The organism is Halobacteriovorax sp. DPLXC-1 (assembly GCF_036903125.1).
Lineage (GTDB): Bacteria > Bdellovibrionota > Bacteriovoracia > Bacteriovoracales > Bacteriovoracaceae > Halobacteriovorax_A > Halobacteriovorax_A vibrionivorans.
In genome coordinates this window covers 354,463-370,818 of sequence record NZ_JAYMCO010000003.1, presented here as the reverse complement: position 1 = coordinate 370,818, position 16,356 = coordinate 354,463, and the positions used below count along the sequence as shown (strand labels likewise).

Sequence of the window (16,356 nt, the reverse complement as noted above, 5' to 3'; positions counted from 1 at the left end):
AAGTTATAGTTTGTTATATTAATTAATTTGTCTTACCTAAAACAATAATTATAAAATGAAGAAAAGCTTACTATTAGGACTCAAGATGGCCGATAATATAAAAACTGCGACTTCTAGTATTAAAGAAGTCCTTCGAATTATGGACCTATGCCTAGGTTCATTTACGGCCATTTTATCATTTTCAATTTTTATCTATAATCTTACTAATGGTCTCGATCTAATCGGTCCGCTATTCATCTTATTCTTTCTCATTTACAACCTTGTTCTATCTCTAATCAGTATAAGAACGAGTAAATCCCAATTAGTAGAAGTCTTTAGGCACTTTACGACGCTAACCTTTCTATGTCCTTTAAGTCTAGTCTTGGTAAAAGAGCCCTTTTCACCATTTTGGTTTCTATATTTAATCATGATTGTTTCAAGTAGCTCGATCTTCTTTGAAATTTCACGTGGCTACCTATTCAGTATTTACACGACTATTTATGGCATCCTAAGTTATGTAATTGCTTCACTTATTCTGATTCCTGATAAACCAGTAACTGAAATAGCTCTTCATGTTTGGGTCATGGGAATGCTAAGTTTTCTTCTTCATCAAATATTAAAACTTGTTGATCGAAGTTATCGCCGAGAACAACATAAGTCCCAGGAACTATTTGAAACCCTGAAAGATCTTGAAGATGCGCAACAAAGCTTAATCTATAGCTCAAGACTTAATGCAATTGGTGAAATGGCCGGTGGGATTGCCCATGAAATTAACAATCCTCTTACGATTATTTCCGGAAGTGTCTTTAAGCTAAAAAAAGAAATGCAAAGTAATTCTTTAAGTGATGAGGAATTAAAAAAGAATCTTGATCGAATCTCAGATACAGTGAAAAGAATTACTCAAATTGTCACAAGTTTGAGGGTTGTTTCAAGAGACTCTTCTAATGGAGAAAAATTAATAGAAGTGCCAATTCGAGATATTCTTCAAGATGCTCTTTCAATCTGTAGTGAAAGGTTTAAGGCCCATGGCATTGATTTAAAGCTTAGTCTTGATGATGAAAAATTTGATACTCTTGTAAAGGTTGATCGAGTTCAGCTATCACAAGTATTTCTAAACTTACTAAGTAATTCCTATGATGCCATTGAAGGACAGGAAGATTCATGGATTCGAATAGAAGCTTTTGAAGAAGGAAAAATGCTGGTTATTAAATTAACAGATTCTGGAAATGGTATCTCACAAGAACATCATGAGAAGATATTTGATCCCTTTTATACAACTAAGGAAGTTGGTAAAGGAACAGGATTGGGACTATCAATATCAAAGAGTATTCTAGAAAAAAACCAAGGAGAATTAACCCTCGATACACACGCTAAAAATACAACCCTAATAGTGAAAGTCCCAAAAGCTTAAGGCCTTGGAAGCGTAACTGCTAGAAACATGAGATAAAAGAGTCTCCGATACTTCCAAGAACAATTTCTCCACTTTCGTCGAGAATATTTCCATATGAATTCCCACCATCGCAATGGTCTTCCATAGAGATAACTATTGTATAGATATTTCCTGTTTGAGTTGCCTCTAATTGCTTAAGAACTAGTGCATCTGCACAATATTCATAATCAAATTCTTTAAATGCTGGATACTTTGAGAACTCTTCTTTTGTTAATTTTGGTAAACTCTCAGAATGAACTTCTATATACTCATCACGATCATAGCTTGAGGCCAGATCCACATTATTTAACTCAGGACATGCCACAACCTGACCAGCAGCGACACTTGAAACAATCATTAATAATAGAACAACAACACTTTTCGCTTTCAACATTTTCAACCTCGTAATTTTTAATTCGAGGCATTTTTATCCAAGACTAAACAAAATCACAATTATATTAAAAATATGAAAGACATATAATAATTAGATATCACACTCATACATCAATGGCCCTTCTTGGCCCAAGGTTGTCGAAGCTGGCCCACGGGAGGTTGCTACTTCATCGGCATCATCATATTGCATGAATGATCCAATAAAGGCAGTGAACAATATTAACAAGAATAATGGTGTCGCAAATTTCATATTAAGCATAATTACTTTATCGACACAATTGGTTGAGTTCTTTAGTCCAGATTCACTAAGTGCCCGTCTTTACTAGGAGATTGGGTAATTTCCCAGCGATTTTTGTCCGGATCAATGAGTAGGAAGCTCTTTTCTCCCCAAGGATGATCCTTTGGCTCCCCACTTACTTCAAAGCTAAACTCAGACTTTAAGTTCATAAGCTGCTCATAGAATTGGTCCACATTCTCAACCGTAACTCCGTAAGAGACTTGAGCGGGATTATCAATGAGTTCAAAATAGTCTTTGGCCTTGCCCACTGGCCTAAAAAAGGCCACGCGACTCTTGTCTGGTAGAACAAAGTCAGCGAAGTCTTCATTTGCAAAATGGGCCTCAACTTCGAAGACGGCCGTAAAAAACCTTGAAATATTAATAACATCTGATGATGTTATCACTAAGTGAGAAAGTGCTTTTATCATAATCGATCCTATTTTATTTAATGCTATTACATTTTTATTGACTTAGATAGGTTTCCAGCATAAATCTTCTTATCAGTTTTCTGATCCAGTTTTAGTGGCCATCCTTCCTGCCACTTTTTTCGGTGCCTTTTTTGATAAAGCGCCTTGTGAGAACATTTAAAATGAAAGAGCTTGATAGGCTTGTCGATTCTCTAGCAAAGAATCGATACTATGTGAGTGATACACTCATTAATAACGAACTAGTGCGTGCTTTAAAAGATGAAGCACTTAGTCGTTTTGAAGTTGGTGAATTTGATCAAGCAAGAGTTGGCAGACAACTCACAAAACGACTTGATCAGCATATCCGAAGAGATAAAATCTCATGGATCTCTTCTGATACAAATGAGCAGACTAATGCCTTGAAAGAATATTTTAGCTTTCTTAACCAATTAAAAGATTATTTAAACCCTCTCTTCTATCTCGGGATTAGAAATTATGAGGGCCACTTTGCCTTCTACGATACTGGTGCCTTCTATAAGAAGCATGTTGATCAGCATCGAGGAAGAGGTTTGAGGCGTCTAAGTGTTATTCTCTATCTAAATGATATGAATGATGGAGATGGTGGAGAGGTTGTTCTCTATGATTTTAATCATCACGAAAATGTTCTTGATACAATTCGGCCAAAAGAAGGTCGACTTTTGATTTTTATCTCTGAAGACTTACCCCATGAAGTTCTGACTGCTCATATGCCAAGACTTTCTCTAACGGGGTGGATGAGAGCATAGAAAGATCAAGAAATTTTAAACCTTATTAATATTAATATGAAATAAAGATTTCATAATAAGAAATATTTCAAAGGAGCCTAAAATGAAAACTAATGAAGGAAATGCAGATCGCATTCTTCGCATCGTAGCTGGTTTAGTCTTATTATCGCTAGTTTTTGTCGGTCCCAAGAGTAACTGGGGCTATATTGGTCTAATTCCTCTCATAACAGGGGTTTTAGGAGTATGCCCAGCTTATAAAATCCTTGGTCTCTCTACTAGAAAGGCCCATCCCACAAAGTAGATATGTGTTATACTCTATTATAGAGTGAGGACATATCTGTGAACGAAAGAGAATTAATCAAATCAGAGCTAGGCTTTGATCAAGTATCCTTATACATTGATGATCGTAGTTATTACTTCTTTTTTATGAAGCATAAGAAAGAGAACTACATGGTTCTTTTAAAAAATGAAATTGAAAAAAAGTCTCATGAAATGCTTAGAAATTTCTCCTGTGATTTTCCTGAACTCCCGACCTTTCTAAAAGAAACGCAATCTCTAATGCTCTTTGATATTCCAAACGGAAAATTAACAAGACTTGTTGAAGAAAAAATCGATAAGGAAATTTCGGGCCAGGCAAAAAAACTACAACAACGTCTTAATGAATTTGTTCTTCAATATGGCTATTATTGGAACTGGGAATTAAATTACTTTTTTGTAACGAATAATCAACTTATGTATATTGACTTAGAAACTTTAGAGATTGGCACAAAAAGTCGAATACTTGATATGCCAATCTATAGTGAACTAAGTCTTGAACAAAGAGTTAGACTCAAAATTAAAAGAGAGAATAAACAACTAAGTAATCACGCCCGCTTTACCAAGTGGCTCAAATAACAGCTTCTCAGTCCTAATTTCTATCCCTTAATTCCACAGCGTGAAAATGCATCTGGTAGAGAAAGTAAATTTAAGCCTATCTCTTCATCCATTTTTCTTTCTATTCTTTGTGTTATTGGAAAGAAATAAATTTCAGTAGTAACTGCAACCTTTGCTCTAAATAAATGGCCACCTTTACAAGAGAAGTCCTCATCACCTAATACTGTGTGAATATGAAAGAATGGCCTTCCATCAAGATATGATAAGTTTCCATCCAAACTTAATAATTCGAAGTCTCCATTGAATTCTTTTCTGTCGTACGTTTTTGTCTCAAGGTGATAAAAACCTAACTCAACTTCTTTTAATGCCCCAATACCTTTGAGCATTCCCGCTGACAGCTCTTCGGCCACTGCAAACTCTTCGAGAGCAGAAAATAAATCTTCGTCTTTATATAAACGAATTAAATAACATTCCTCTTGCTTGATATATTTCATGTTAAACTCCTGAATTTACACAAATTATACAATGAGAAGGGCCTCCAGTCCCCCCGCACTGCACCCTGAAAAACTTCTAGGCTTGATGGACGCTAGCATTAAGCAATGCTAAACATAATACATGTATAAGATGCGTAAAATTCTCTTATTTTTCACAATTATTTCAGGACAAATAATTTTTGCATCAGAATGTTTTAGTGAACACTTAAAAGAAGCTATTGAACAAAATCGCCAGCGTAGAGGCCTCTATGCATCAATATCAAATAATAAAAGTAAGTCCATTTCAAATAAATTAATATTTGCTGAAAAAATCGCCCACTTTTATTCAAAAAGCCTAAATAAGAAACTTAGGCCCTATCGTGAAGCAGGCATTCCAATTCTCTGTCTTGATTTCATTGAAATGAGTAAGTCACCAACCTATCGAGGTAAACAAGCTCCTCCAACTCTTATGTACAATGAAGTTGATAGCATAGGAGCAAAAGACCTTAAAAAGACTCTAAAAGAGATGCTAAATGAAGACAGATTTCACCATATTACTGACTTTATCGAAGAAGAACTCTCAAATGAGATCAAATATGGGCCATATAATTGCCTCTTTAAACACGTCCTTGAATCTCTTGGGCGTACATCATATCTAACTCCTTACTATATAGAACATGCCAAAAGCCTTGGCCTTAAGTCACCTCAAAAGCTTCTAAAGAATTATCTTAAGATGAATATCTCAGCATTAAGCTTTGCAAGATATCTCGACAAAAAGGCTAGCTCTCTTCAAGAAAAAGGAATTGGTATTTTATGTAGAGATGTTCCTCATATTCCGTTAAGATTAGACTATGAGATGGAACTTTCTAAATACTAAAATTGGTGTGGCCTTTGGCGGTGGAGCTGCTAAAGGAATTGCCCACATTGGTGTACTTAAAGCTTTTGAAGAAAAAAATATCAAGATATCGTACGTATCTGGTACAAGTGTTGGCGCAATTGTCGCTTCCTACTATGCGTTTGGAAAGAATTATGAAGACTTCCAAGAGCTTGCAAAGAAACTAAATTATAAAGATTCAATAAGCTGGACTATTCCAAAGAAAGGCTTCTTTAGTACAAAGTCAATCAGGGAAATGATCATCAAGGACCTGGGAGATGTAAATATTGAAGATGCACAGATCCCTCTTGCAATTTGTACAACTGATATTTCAACAGGAGAGCAAGTCATCTTTCACAGAGGAAATTTAGCCGATGCAATTTGTGCTTCAGTATGTGTGCCAGGGGCCTTCATTCCTCAAGTAATAGAAGGAAGAACCCTCGTCGATGGAGGAATCACGGAGAATGTTCCCGTCTCACCTCTTTATAAAATGGGTGCTGGAATTATCGTTGCGGTTGATTTAAATGGTGTACAAAAATACCAAGAACCAGATGATACATTTGCCATAATTAGCAATGCTATGGATATTGCAATTGACTTAAGAACAAGAGAACAAATTCAAGATGCAGATATCATCCTATCTCTGGATCTTAGTAAGTATAATCGTCTTAATAACTCAAAGTGTATTGAAGAGCTCATTAACGAAGGCTATAGGCCAATGATCGACTCACTTTCAAGTCTTTCATGGTATCGCAATGCTAATTATCTCGAGTTTCTCAAAAAGCTGATCATTGAGTTTCTACCGTTTAGGATACCGCGCGTTATTTCTAATATTTATAAAAAGAAACTTTCTCAAATTTTTATTAAATAATTAAATTATGAGAATGATTTTTTATTTTTCATAATTTTATCGTTATCATTAAGATATAAATTAAAATGGAGTTTAATTTGTTTAATCACGAAAAAATGATTTCACTTCTAACAGAGAAGCTTTCTCTTTGGTATGAAGCCGTTATCAAAAACATTCCCAATCTTGTTGTTGCCTTTGTCGTTCTTATTTTCTTCTTCTATCTAGGGGGAGTGATTCGAAAGGGAGTTAATAAAGTACTTCCAAAAATTTCTTATAAGAGGTCAGTAAATAACTTAGTAAGTTCAATTGTAAATATCGTTGTCATTTTAATTGGTGTCTTTACAGCTCTTGAAATAATGGGGCTTGAAAAGACTGTTACTTCAATTCTTGCCGGTGCTGGGGTTATTGGTATTGCTCTTGGTTTTGCCTTTCAAGAAATTGCTGCAAACTTCGTAGCAGGTCTTCTTATCGCTTACCGCGAACCTTACCAATTAGGAGATATCATTGAAATCGATACTATTATCGGACAAGTTACAAATATAGAATTTAGAATTACATGTGTAACAACTTTCCAGGGCCTTGAGGTTTTTATTCCTAATAAGGATATGTTCACCAAGCCTTTTATCAATTACACAAGTACACCAAGAAGACGAGTTGATCTAGCTGTTGGTGTTTCATATCGCGATGATTTAGATAAGGTTGAGCGAGTTACAAAAGATGCCCTATCTTCAATCAATGGCCGTATTGATGATATTCCGGTTGAAGTCTTCTTTGAAGAATTTGGCGATAGTTCAATTAATTTAAGTGCTAGAGTTTGGGTTCACTACAATAATGGAAATGCATATTTTCAGGCACGTCATGAAGCTGTAAAAACGATTAAGAAGTTTTATGATGAAAATGGAATTACCATCCCATTTCCTATTAGAACACTTGAGTTTGGAAATTCTTTGGACGTTAATAAAGGCTAATTACACATCTGTTGCCAGCCTTCAACTTCGGCCAGAACTTTCTTATGATCTTCACGGCATCCCTCTATTGGTACGTATGAGTAATAGAGGGAGCCATTACTAATTTTCTCCATTACATCACGACCTTCACCTGGAACAAAGGCAGGACATCCAAAGCTTCGCCCCATAACCTTTCCTCGATTATAATAAGCTTCATGCATAACAACACCTTGTGACATGGCCTTATCATTAACTCCATCAACAAGTCCTTCCATTCTCATGCCATTATAGTTTCGCCCATTCACACTAAAAGTTGGCCAACCTCTTTGACCCTTAACCCTTTCGTCATGAGAAGCAGACATATAGAAGTTTGCAGTTTTAAAGAAGCCTGGACGTGTCATTGCCCATTGGTCATGCTTTTGTCTTGTTCGCGAATTTTGAGGGATACGACAACGTCTCATCATCCCATTATGATTAGAAGACTTTATGACTTTTCCATCTTTGATTGTAGCGTCACTATACTTCACGCCACCAAGTGAGCCACTACCATGAGAAACTTTCTTATATTCCACTTCTCCTGTTTTCATATTCAACAGAAAGAAGCGCTTTTGAGTAGAGCTTTGTGAATAGTCTGCAATTGAAATATAATTCTTATTTTTAAAAGTATTTTTATGATCTCGATAATAAAGTAGAGCCTGCTTTAGTGCATCTTCAGGAACACCTTGATCTCTAAAGTCCTCAAAGAAATTACATTCTTCTCCACGATAAATATTATCTGTGACTTCAAAAACATCATCAATTGCATCAAGAATAATTTGAATCTCTGGTAAGACATCTTTTGGGGCACATTCAGTGCTAATTTCTGGATCTGACTCGTAAGAAGTTGGAATAACCTCTTCTGCAAGTATCGATAATTGCATGAATAACAATGAAAATAAGAATAACCTCACATCTCCCCCTAGATTCCTTATCGGAGGAAATGATCGAAACTTAATAAAGAATGTTGACGTTTAAAGGACTACTCATAGCCTATATCGTCTTTAATGACCTCTTCCATCACCTTATTTTCTTGAGGTGTAAAGACATCTGTTAGGTTCTTTATCCATCTATTCTTCTTAATAATTGTAATTGCCATTGCCGCACCAAGAATATTTCCAACGACAAATGAGAAATAGATTCCAACTTGAGCTAATTGAGTATGTTTTGAAAGAAGATAAGCAACAGGAAATCTGATTACCCATAATGAAATGATGGCCACCATCATCGAGATCATTGGACTTCCCCCACCTCTCATGGCACCGGAACATACTTGTTGAACACCAATGAGTCCAAAAGTTAGAGCTATAACGCGAATAAATACTGCGCCTTCTTTAATGACGGCAAATTCTCCAGGGACAAAGATTTGCAATGTTTGCTCTGCAAAGATAAAGAATCCAATTCCAGCAATGGTTAGAACAATAAAGATGACCCATAATGCTTTACTGGTAACTTCTTTTGTTCTCTCTATCTTTCCTGCTCCAATATTTTGTCCTACTAAAGTTGATGTTGCCATGGCAAAGCCAAGACTAGGAATAATCATTAAAGTTAATACACGAATTCCAATTCCATATGCAGCGAGAACGACATCTCCAAAAGTAGCGATAAGGAAAGTCATAATTGTCATGGCCAGTGCACGTGAAGATTGTTCAGCAGAAGCAGGGAAACCTAGATTAATAATTTTCTTAGCAAGAGTGAAATCAAAATCAATTTTTTTAAAATTAATTTTTATTCCACCTTTTCCTTTTGCTAAAAGATATAAGGCGATAATAGCAGAAAGCCCCTGCGTGCAAATAGTTGCAAAAGCAGCTCCATCAACACCATATGCAGGAACTGGGCCCCATCCCATAATTAAAATCGGATCGATTATAAAGTTTAAGATGACAGAGAAGAGAACAATATAAAAAGGAGTCTTCACATCTCCAACACCACGATAAAGAGACTGGAACATCATATAAAGATAACTAAATATAAGACCTATGAATGATATTCTAAGATATGATGTTGTAATCTTTTGAATCTCTACCGTTGGTGTCATTGCCTCAATAACATAAGGGATAACTGCATAAGCAATCCCAGCAAGTAGAGCTGATGTGGCGAGTATTATAATTAAGGTATGAAGACATACCTTAGAAACCATCGGTGTATTTCTTTGGCCTGTGTACTGAGCAACTAAAATCGTTCCACTAACAGCAAAGCCTGCTCCCATAGAAATTAATAGAAATAAAATTGGAAATGAAAGTGAAAGTGAGGCTATAGCATTTGTCCCTAAGCGACCCACCCAAAATGTATCAGTCAACTGATAGGCCGTTTGTAAAAAATTTGCCATAACAATTGGAACTGACAACTTAAATAAAGATTTGATGACAGATCCTTGTGTAAGATCTCTTCCTTCCACAAATATCCTTTAGTTCGTGACTTAACTAAGTTTAGGCCACTTTTAATTCCTCCGTATCATCAACTTCTTCAATCAAATCTTCAATCTTTTTTTTTATAAAACACTCTTGAGCTTTTTCTAATTCCTCTTTTAGTTTAGTTACTAAAAGAATTTTATCCCCTTTTTCAAATACAGTGGCACCATCTGGAATAATAAAAGCGCCATGCCTCTTAATGAAGAGCACAACAGAGCCAGTTGGTAGACCAAGATCAACAACACGATTATCAACAGCAAAGTCAGTCTCTCTAATTTCAAGTTGAACGATACCGTGCTTTGTTTGCTCAAGTAGCTCTAAGTCCACAGGGAAATTCGCTTCATCTTCTTGCTCAACGATAAGCCCAAGCTTTCTTGCCATTATCTTCAACGTTGAGCCTTGAATTAAGGCAGAAATAATAACAACGAAGAAAACAATATCAAAAATAGTGTGAGCACGCTCCCCCATGTGAGTTGCCGCAAAGCTTGCAAAAACAATTGGCGTTGCACCCTTAAGTCCTGCCCATGAAACAAAGATCTTTTCATTTAAGTTAAAGCGACTTTTTACAAGACAAAGAAATACACTAATCGGCCTGGCCGCAAAAGTTAGGAAGACAGCAATTAACAAACCAGTTGGAGCAATACTTGGTAGTCGGCTTGGAAATACGAGAAGTCCAAGCATAACAAATAGTCCGATTTGTGACAGCCAAGTCATTCCATCAAAGAAGAGTGTTAGCAAGTTTTTATGTAGGATCTTCTTGTTTCCAATAATCATCCCAAATACATAGACGGCCAAGAAACCATTTCCACCTAGCTTTGTGGTTACAGAATAACCCAAGAAGAGAGCAGCTATTGTTAATGGAGGGTATAGGCCATTGTAGTCTAGTTTTATTACATTATTAATTAGAATAAATGCACGAGCAATAACCCATCCACCAGCAAGTCCAATGGCCGGATTTGAAATAAGTAGAAAGGCGGTATCCTTTACATCTCCAATCCCCTGCTCAATAAAGCCCAGCAGAACGGAAACAAGAAAGTAGGCCATCGGGTCGTTACTTCCTGATTCAAATCTTAAAATATTTTTAACATCACCTACTTGGGTATTTGGATCTTTAAAAGCTGAAAAGACTGCAGCTGCATCGGTTGCTGATAGAATGGCACCGATAAGAAGCGACTCTAATATTCCAATATCAGTGATAAGATGAGTGAAGCCACCAACTAAGAGTGTTGTAAAGACAACCCCAAGAGACGACAAGGCCACACCGCGACCAAAGTCGCGCTTTATTTTATTAAATGGAGTTTCAAATCCACCAGTGAAAATTATTAAACAAAGAGCAACAAGACTTAATGAATGAGTTAGTTCAAAATTGCTAAAGTTGATGCCTCCGATTCCATCTGAACCAGCAAGCATTCCGATAATAAGAAAGAGAATTAGAACAGGTAGACCAAATCGACTTGAGGACTTACTCAAAACCACGCTTAGTAGTAAAAGAATTGAAGACCCCAAAAGGAAATTATTTAAAAACTGCTCCATCAAAGCATCTTATCGGTTTATTGGCATAAAACTTTAGTAAAAACATCGGGTTATTTTGTTAATTATTAATATTTTCACACTCACTTTACCGATTGATTTTGAGGGCGTATTAATTGTTTGAACTAACAAACAATTGAACAATAAGGCAAACAAAATGACGCTTTTAAAATCCCTACTCTCTTTTTTATTCCTGGCCATAACTCTATGCTCTGTCAGTGCCTCAGATTTGGCCCCAAGTGCAAACGATATGAAGTTTGTTACTGATTTTACGACTTTTGCCTGCAAGAGTTTTCGAGATAAGGTAGAGGCTCCTTATGAAGTTCAGGACTTAGAGGTCCAATTTACTAAATTAGGTATATCAGACTCAACGAGAAGAATTATTCTTGATGTTGAATCTAGTGATGGTGAGTGTTTTTATAGTGCTGATTACTCTAGACAAAAAGGGCAAAAGCAACTTAAGTTTGAAAAGTCTTATATGACACAAATACCTAAGTGTTTGGAGCTCAAAGAGAGTCTTGATCGCTACCTTTCACCTGGATTTAAATATATCATTAAATACAATGCCTATATCTCAATGTTATTTCTCTCAAAAGAATTAACAAGCGTGTGCGATGAGATCAGTGGTAATAAATTAATCGAGTTTCAATGGAAAATTTAGAATTAGTTGAAGAATATTGCTTAAAAAAATCAAATACTCCAAGTGAGCTATGTGTTCAACTTGGAGATTATACAAAGGATAAGCATCCTCTTGGCCACATGATCTCTGGTGAATTAGTTGCTTCACTTTTGGGCTTCTTCATTAACCTTAATGAATATAAGAACATTCTTGATATTGGCACTTTTACTGGTTATTCAGCTCTATCGATGGCCGAGTTCTTACCAGAAGACGGTAAAGTGATAACTATTGATAAGAATAAAAAAATAAATACTTTTGCAAAATCTTATTGGGATAAAAGTCCACATGGTAAAAAAATTGAAGCTTTATTTGGTGATGCAAACCAGGTACTAGAAAGTTTAACTGATCAAAGCTTTGATTTAGTTTTTATCGATGCAGATAAAGGCAGTTATAAGAATTATCTTGAATTTGCCCTTAAGCTACTTTCTACAAAGGGCGTTATCGTGGTTGATAATGTTTTACGAGCAGGACGTGTTGCAACTGATGATATGCCAAGTGAGGACAAGTCAGTAAATGCAATCGCTGAGTTCAATGACTACGTTGAATCTCGAGATGATCTTTTTAAAACAATGCTTCCAATAAGAGATGGACTTTATTTAATTCAAAGAAAGTAATTACTCATCAATGGTAAGACTCATATAGAATTTCTTCTCATTCATTTCGCCAGGTAATTGAAATGGAATCGTCACTGTACGAGGCCCTGTAATTCGACTTTCATCAACCTTTTCACCACATATGACTTCAGGAGTTGCTCTTTCAACTGTTAAGCCTGTGATCTTATTGATATCGGCCTTAGCTTGTCCTAATACCATATTTACGAACTCACCAGCAGAATCACAGATATCATCTGAAATCTCGCTTCTTTGTTCAGAGAACATATGGTTATAAATTGCTAGGTAGCTGTTTTTAGGAAAGCAGATTGCTAATTCCCCTGTTATCCTTTCGCTCTTTATCGTAATAAGACCTACAATTTCCAATGCCTCAGAAAACTCAATATTTGGATTTACCTCTCCAGCTAGTAGAGGAATATTTAACTGCTTCTTAAATACTTCTAGCAAGGCATTCAAAAATGGCTCGATCAACTCCATTAAAACTATCTCCGTCTTATCAACTAATTTGATTTTAATTGGTTAAAGCATTTACTACAAATGAAGACCCATTTTGCCCTCATGTTTGATCCATTTAATAGACTTTTTTAGTTAACTATTTAACTATCTGATATTTCATCAAGGCAATTATCACTGACAAATAATGGTTATCTAAACACAGAGATACTTGGCAGTTTTCATCGTATTTTGGAAGTTAAAAACAAAGTTAACTCATTAACTACCCTGCATCACATTGTATAGGCTTAGGTCAAAGTAAATTTGAGTTAATTATATTAGACAGTTTTAAGACCAATGATTATAAAAATAAATATAGAATACTTACATAAATAAAGGATTTTACATGTTTAAAATAGTTTACGCTTTTCTAATTTCTACAATCTTATCTTCGAGCGCATTTGCGCAATTCACTTCGGAAGATGAGCTGACATTTATCACTTCAGGTGGAAATACAAATAATAAGACTTATGAATTTGCCACTCGAAATTCTTATAAATGGCCAAAGAATAAGTTCACACTTAATGGATCATACTCACGTGGAGAATCCGATGGTGTTTTAGATGATGATAATTGGACCGCTCTTTTAAGATTTGATCACGACCTAAATTCTCGCCTTGATATCTTTGTTGCAGACTTTTTTGAGTCTGATCAATTCAAAGGTTTTTGGGCCAGAAATAACATCGATATTGGTCTTCAATATAAATTAGTCGATGAAGAGAAACTAAAGGTCTTAATTGAAGCAGGTTATCGTTATACTCGCGAAAACTTTGTTCAAGACGAACCAGATAATCATGAGCATAAACTGCGTTTCTATTCTGAAGTTAGCTATATCTACACGAAAGGAATTGAAGCAAAGTACTGGGTAGAATATATTCCAAGTTTAGAAAATAGTGAAAACTATATTGTAAAAATGGAACCATCACTACTAACACTAATCAATAAAACATTTACATTAAAATCAGCTGTACTATGGGAATATGAGAATGAGCCAGTAGAAGGTCGCGATCAGCATGACTATAAGACAACACTTAGTCTGATTGCAAAGTTCTAGGAGAGATGATGAACGAATTATTAAATGAAGCAAATATTGGAAAGGTAACAAAGCTAATGGCCGAATATGGGTTTATCCTTGTTAAGGTCATCATTGTACTTGTCGTTGGTTTAAAACTTATAAGCTATATTGAGAAATTTTTCCAAAAGGTTTTAACTAAAAAGAAAGTTGATGTTTCAATTAGAAAGTTTATCGTAACAATCATTAGCATTACCTTAAAGGTAGGTCTTTTAATCTCAGTCGTAGGTATGGTTGGTATTAAGACGACAAGCTTTGTTGCTCTACTCGGTGCCGCTGGTCTTGCAGTTGGTATGTCTCTTAAAGATGCTCTAGGAAATCTTGCTGGTGGCGTTCTTATCCTTTTCTTTAAGCCTTTTAGAGTTGGTGACTTTATCGAAGGCCAAGGTTATTCGGGAAAAGTTAGAGAGATTGGATTATTTTGCACAAGCCTAAACACACCAGATAATAAGCGAGTAATCCTTCCAAATGGTGGCCTATCATCAGGAAGTATTGTTAACTACTCTGCTGAAGATGTGCGAAGAGTGGATCTTGTTTTTGGGATTGGCTATGATGACGACATTAAGAAGGCCAAGGAAATACTTAATAAATTAGTTAATGATCACCCTCTAACTCTAGATGATCCTGCACCAGTAGTTGCTGTCCTAGCACTTGCAGATAGCTCTATTAACTTTGCGGTTAGACCTTGGGTTAAATCAGCTGATTATTGGACTGTTCACTTTGAGCTACACGAACAAGTTAAATTAACTTTTGATAGCGAAGGAATTTCAATACCATTTCCTCAAAGAGATGTTCACTTATATCAAGAAAGTAAGTAAAAATATAAGCAAGGTTTTAGGGAGAGATCCCTAGAACCTTTGTTCAAAGCCGATTCCCAAGTAATGCTGAAGGTCTAAACGATCGTCGACAAAAGATTGTCCATAAAGTTCATATAAACGATTATAATAATCATCTTCAACACCCATTCCAACTTTTAAAAACACTCTCGACTTATCTCTTTCATAGAGATTTGCTCTCGCTTCAACTCCATAGTTTTCATTAACTTCATTCAATTGAGTTATTTGAGCATCGTAATAAAAGCGCGTCTCAACAATTGGAAACTTCGACTTGTCATCATTGTTGATTTTAATTTTTAAATCTCCACCGATTGAAATGAAGTTCTCATTTCCACCGATATAAGAGACTTGCCCTCCGGTATAAACCTCTGAAGAAAGGGAGACTTTGTTATCAGGGTCTGTTAGATCGATGATTTTACCTATTCTTATATTTGCTTTAGGAGACATCACTCGTTCCATATGCTCAACATTCTCATATTGAACAGTCCCATTTTCTTGAGTTAACTCATGCCATCCTCTTTGAGTCGATGCTGCAAGACCTTTATCATCAAATGTTGTAATACCAACACCAACTTCAACAAAAGTAGATTTATCATCACCAATGCGACGATAAACCTTGATATCTAAATCATCTCGATTCAAAGCTTCTTGATTCCAAGTACCGTCCTCATTCTGATAACAATGTCTTTGATACATCAGTCCACCAATTTCAACTATTCCACAAGGCTTAGAAACTAGCTTTGTATAGACTTTAGAACTGTAACTAATAGACAACTCTCCATTTTCATATTTGAACCTGGCCGAAGGTTTTGCTCCAAAGGTTAAGCCTCGGTCATCTCCTTCAAACGTATCCCTCTTTTCATACTCAGTTACACCAACAAACATTAGTGCACCATGCAGAGGATTATCATTACTAGTGTTTAACTCAAATTCTGCAGATTGAAGCTCTCCAAGACCTAGAAAACTATCTTTCTTTAATTCAATCTTTGGAATTTCCATATCAACAACAAAGTCTGGACTCTCTTCATTGATTGAGATTCTTGAATCTCCACAATCGTAATCTTTAGCATTATTAATGGTTTCAAAATCCGAAAGAGCTGACGAGAGAACTTCCTCAGGAGCAGCATCCCCCATTCGATATGTATTCTTAATCAGCTTAAGTCGCTCTTCAAGCTTCTGGCGATCCTCACTTGGAACTTGAATGAATTTTTCCAAAATCATATCGCGATAGCGAAAACGTGGGTATTCCTTTAAAAAATTTCCATTTTTAAAGATGAACTTATCTTCATTTCGATCATATTCAATTTGTATCTTTTCATGGCGATAAATAACACCAGACTCATTCGCAAATGTAGACAGGCCAAAAAGTAATAAGAATGACGTTAGAGACACAATTTTCATAACTTACTTATCGGTCACATCT

Annotated in this window: 20 protein-coding genes; 11 read left to right on the top strand and 9 right to left on the bottom strand. The window is 35.8% G+C overall.

What is annotated here, in order from left to right; translation table 11 throughout:
• Positions 1-55: 55 nt before the first annotated feature.
• Positions 56-1,390, top strand: coding sequence for a sensor histidine kinase (locus VCM44_RS11765; protein ID WP_334678874.1), 1,335 nt, complete (start codon positions 56-58; stop codon positions 1,388-1,390).
• Between the two features lie 19 nt (positions 1,391-1,409).
• Here the strand turns inward: VCM44_RS11765 and VCM44_RS11760 are convergent, their stop codons facing one another.
• The 3 genes from VCM44_RS11760 to VCM44_RS11750 form a co-directional block, all read right to left on the bottom strand.
• Positions 1,410-1,802, bottom strand: coding sequence for a hypothetical protein (locus tag VCM44_RS11760; protein WP_115361617.1), 393 nt, complete (start codon positions 1,800-1,802; stop codon positions 1,410-1,412).
• Between the two features lie 90 nt (positions 1,803-1,892).
• Positions 1,893-2,060 (bottom strand): hypothetical protein, encoded by a 168-nt coding sequence (locus VCM44_RS11755; RefSeq protein ID WP_334678873.1) that lies wholly within the window; start codon positions 2,058-2,060, stop codon positions 1,893-1,895.
• A 32-nt stretch (positions 2,061-2,092) separates the two neighbouring features.
• Entirely contained in the window at positions 2,093-2,506 is a 414-nt protein-coding gene (locus VCM44_RS11750) for a VOC family protein (RefSeq protein WP_115361619.1), read from the bottom strand.
• Between the two features lie 146 nt (positions 2,507-2,652).
• Here VCM44_RS11750 and VCM44_RS11745 point away from each other — a divergent pair, with 146 nt between their 5' ends.
• The 3 genes from VCM44_RS11745 to VCM44_RS11735 all read left to right on the top strand — a co-directional run bounded on the left by VCM44_RS11745 (position 2,653) and on the right by VCM44_RS11735 (position 4,143).
• Positions 2,653-3,270 carry a 2OG-Fe(II) oxygenase gene (locus VCM44_RS11745; RefSeq protein WP_115361621.1) on the top strand — a complete coding sequence of 206 codons (618 nt, stop codon included), beginning with the start codon at positions 2,653-2,655 and terminating at the stop codon, positions 3,268-3,270.
• 82 nt (positions 3,271-3,352) lie between these two features.
• Positions 3,353-3,550, top strand: coding sequence for a YgaP family membrane protein (locus VCM44_RS11740; protein ID WP_120404215.1), 198 nt, complete (start codon positions 3,353-3,355; stop codon positions 3,548-3,550).
• A 38-nt stretch (positions 3,551-3,588) separates the two neighbouring features.
• A complete protein-coding gene (locus VCM44_RS11735; RefSeq protein WP_334678872.1) occupies positions 3,589-4,143 on the top strand; it encodes a hypothetical protein in 555 nt (184 codons plus the stop codon).
• Between the two features lie 20 nt (positions 4,144-4,163).
• On the opposite strand, the gene VCM44_RS11730 is transcribed toward VCM44_RS11735, so the two are convergent.
• Entirely contained in the window at positions 4,164-4,616 is a 453-nt protein-coding gene (locus VCM44_RS11730) for a PPC domain-containing DNA-binding protein (protein ID WP_334678871.1), read from the bottom strand.
• Positions 4,617-4,737: 121 nt separating this feature from the next.
• On the opposite strand from VCM44_RS11730, the gene VCM44_RS11725 reads away from it, so the two are divergent.
• From VCM44_RS11725 to VCM44_RS11715, 3 genes are all read left to right on the top strand, one after another.
• Positions 4,738-5,472 carry a hypothetical protein gene (locus VCM44_RS11725; protein ID WP_334678870.1) on the top strand — a complete coding sequence of 245 codons (735 nt, stop codon included), beginning with the start codon at positions 4,738-4,740 and terminating at the stop codon, positions 5,470-5,472.
• Complete coding sequence (locus VCM44_RS11720) at positions 5,447-6,340, top strand: patatin-like phospholipase family protein (RefSeq protein WP_120404213.1); 894 nt, start codon at positions 5,447-5,449, stop codon at positions 6,338-6,340. The genes VCM44_RS11725 and VCM44_RS11720 overlap by 26 nt, the downstream gene beginning before the upstream one ends.
• A 77-nt stretch (positions 6,341-6,417) precedes the next feature.
• Positions 6,418-7,287 (top strand): mechanosensitive ion channel family protein, encoded by an 870-nt coding sequence (locus VCM44_RS11715; RefSeq protein WP_334678869.1) that lies wholly within the window; start codon positions 6,418-6,420, stop codon positions 7,285-7,287.
• Here VCM44_RS11715 and VCM44_RS11710 read toward each other — a convergent pair.
• The 3 genes from VCM44_RS11710 to VCM44_RS11700 all read right to left on the bottom strand — a co-directional run bounded on the left by VCM44_RS11710 (position 7,284) and on the right by VCM44_RS11700 (position 11,246).
• Entirely contained in the window at positions 7,284-8,216 is a 933-nt protein-coding gene (locus VCM44_RS11710) for a murein L,D-transpeptidase catalytic domain-containing protein (protein ID WP_334678868.1), read from the bottom strand. The genes VCM44_RS11715 and VCM44_RS11710 overlap by 4 nt on opposite strands.
• Positions 8,217-8,284: 68 nt before the next feature.
• On the bottom strand, positions 8,285-9,700 hold the full coding sequence (locus VCM44_RS11705; RefSeq protein WP_115361637.1) for an MATE family efflux transporter: 1,416 nt from the start codon (positions 9,698-9,700) through the stop codon (positions 8,285-8,287).
• 31 nt (positions 9,701-9,731) lie between these two features.
• Positions 9,732-11,246, bottom strand: a complete 1,515-nt coding sequence (locus VCM44_RS11700; RefSeq protein ID WP_334678867.1) for a potassium/proton antiporter — start codon at positions 11,244-11,246, stop codon at positions 9,732-9,734.
• 154 nt (positions 11,247-11,400) lie between these two features.
• On the opposite strand from VCM44_RS11700, the gene VCM44_RS11695 reads away from it, so the two are divergent.
• Together VCM44_RS11695 and VCM44_RS11690 are read left to right on the top strand one after the other, a co-directional pair.
• A complete protein-coding gene (locus tag VCM44_RS11695; RefSeq protein WP_334678866.1) occupies positions 11,401-11,904 on the top strand; it encodes a hypothetical protein in 504 nt (167 codons plus the stop codon).
• Complete coding sequence (locus VCM44_RS11690; RefSeq protein WP_115361643.1) at positions 11,892-12,536, top strand: O-methyltransferase; 645 nt, start codon at positions 11,892-11,894, stop codon at positions 12,534-12,536. Before VCM44_RS11695 ends, VCM44_RS11690 begins: the two co-directional genes overlap by 13 nt.
• Here the strand turns inward: VCM44_RS11690 and VCM44_RS11685 are convergent, their stop codons facing one another.
• Positions 12,537-13,010, bottom strand: coding sequence for a chemotaxis protein CheX (locus VCM44_RS11685; RefSeq protein ID WP_115361645.1), 474 nt, complete (start codon positions 13,008-13,010; stop codon positions 12,537-12,539). It abuts the gene before it with no gap.
• Between the two features lie 361 nt (positions 13,011-13,371).
• Here VCM44_RS11685 and VCM44_RS11680 point away from each other — a divergent pair, with 361 nt between their 5' ends.
• Complete coding sequence (locus VCM44_RS11680) at positions 13,372-14,079, top strand: DUF481 domain-containing protein (RefSeq protein ID WP_334678865.1); 708 nt, start codon at positions 13,372-13,374, stop codon at positions 14,077-14,079.
• Positions 14,080-14,087: 8 nt separating this feature from the next.
• Positions 14,088-14,915, top strand: coding sequence for a mechanosensitive ion channel family protein (locus VCM44_RS11675; RefSeq protein WP_334678864.1), 828 nt, complete (start codon positions 14,088-14,090; stop codon positions 14,913-14,915).
• Between the two features lie 30 nt (positions 14,916-14,945).
• On the opposite strand, the gene VCM44_RS11670 is transcribed toward VCM44_RS11675, so the two are convergent.
• Positions 14,946-16,334 (bottom strand): hypothetical protein, encoded by a 1,389-nt coding sequence (locus VCM44_RS11670; RefSeq protein WP_334678863.1) that lies wholly within the window; start codon positions 16,332-16,334, stop codon positions 14,946-14,948.
• Positions 16,335-16,356 lie beyond the last annotated feature (22 nt).

Bases quoted from the DNA above. Each gene is read 5' to 3' on its own strand.
- VCM44_RS11765 (WP_334678874.1), top strand. From the start codon at position 56: ATGAAGAAAAGCTTACTATTAGGACTCAAGATGGCCGATAATATAAAA.
- VCM44_RS11760 (WP_115361617.1), bottom strand. From the start codon at position 1,802: ATGTTGAAAGCGAAAAGTGTTGTTGTTCTATTATTAATGATTGTTTCA.
- VCM44_RS11755 (WP_334678873.1), bottom strand. From the start codon at position 2,060: ATGCTTAATATGAAATTTGCGACACCATTATTCTTGTTAATATTGTTC.
- VCM44_RS11750 (WP_115361619.1), bottom strand. From the start codon at position 2,506: ATGATAAAAGCACTTTCTCACTTAGTGATAACATCATCAGATGTTATT.
- VCM44_RS11740 (WP_120404215.1), top strand. From the start codon at position 3,353: ATGAAAACTAATGAAGGAAATGCAGATCGCATTCTTCGCATCGTAGCT.
- VCM44_RS11730 (WP_334678871.1), bottom strand. From the start codon at position 4,616: ATGAAATATATCAAGCAAGAGGAATGTTATTTAATTCGTTTATATAAA.
- VCM44_RS11725 (WP_334678870.1), top strand. From the start codon at position 4,738: ATGTATAAGATGCGTAAAATTCTCTTATTTTTCACAATTATTTCAGGA.
- VCM44_RS11720 (WP_120404213.1), top strand. From the start codon at position 5,447: ATGAGATGGAACTTTCTAAATACTAAAATTGGTGTGGCCTTTGGCGGT.
- VCM44_RS11700 (WP_334678867.1), bottom strand. From the start codon at position 11,246: ATGGAGCAGTTTTTAAATAATTTCCTTTTGGGGTCTTCAATTCTTTTA.
- VCM44_RS11695 (WP_334678866.1), top strand. From the start codon at position 11,401: ATGACGCTTTTAAAATCCCTACTCTCTTTTTTATTCCTGGCCATAACT.
- VCM44_RS11690 (WP_115361643.1), top strand. From the start codon at position 11,892: ATGGAAAATTTAGAATTAGTTGAAGAATATTGCTTAAAAAAATCAAAT.
- VCM44_RS11685 (WP_115361645.1), bottom strand. From the start codon at position 13,010: ATGGAGTTGATCGAGCCATTTTTGAATGCCTTGCTAGAAGTATTTAAG.
- VCM44_RS11680 (WP_334678865.1), top strand. From the start codon at position 13,372: ATGTTTAAAATAGTTTACGCTTTTCTAATTTCTACAATCTTATCTTCG.
- VCM44_RS11675 (WP_334678864.1), top strand. From the start codon at position 14,088: ATGAACGAATTATTAAATGAAGCAAATATTGGAAAGGTAACAAAGCTA.
- VCM44_RS11670 (WP_334678863.1), bottom strand. From the start codon at position 16,334: ATGAAAATTGTGTCTCTAACGTCATTCTTATTACTTTTTGGCCTGTCT.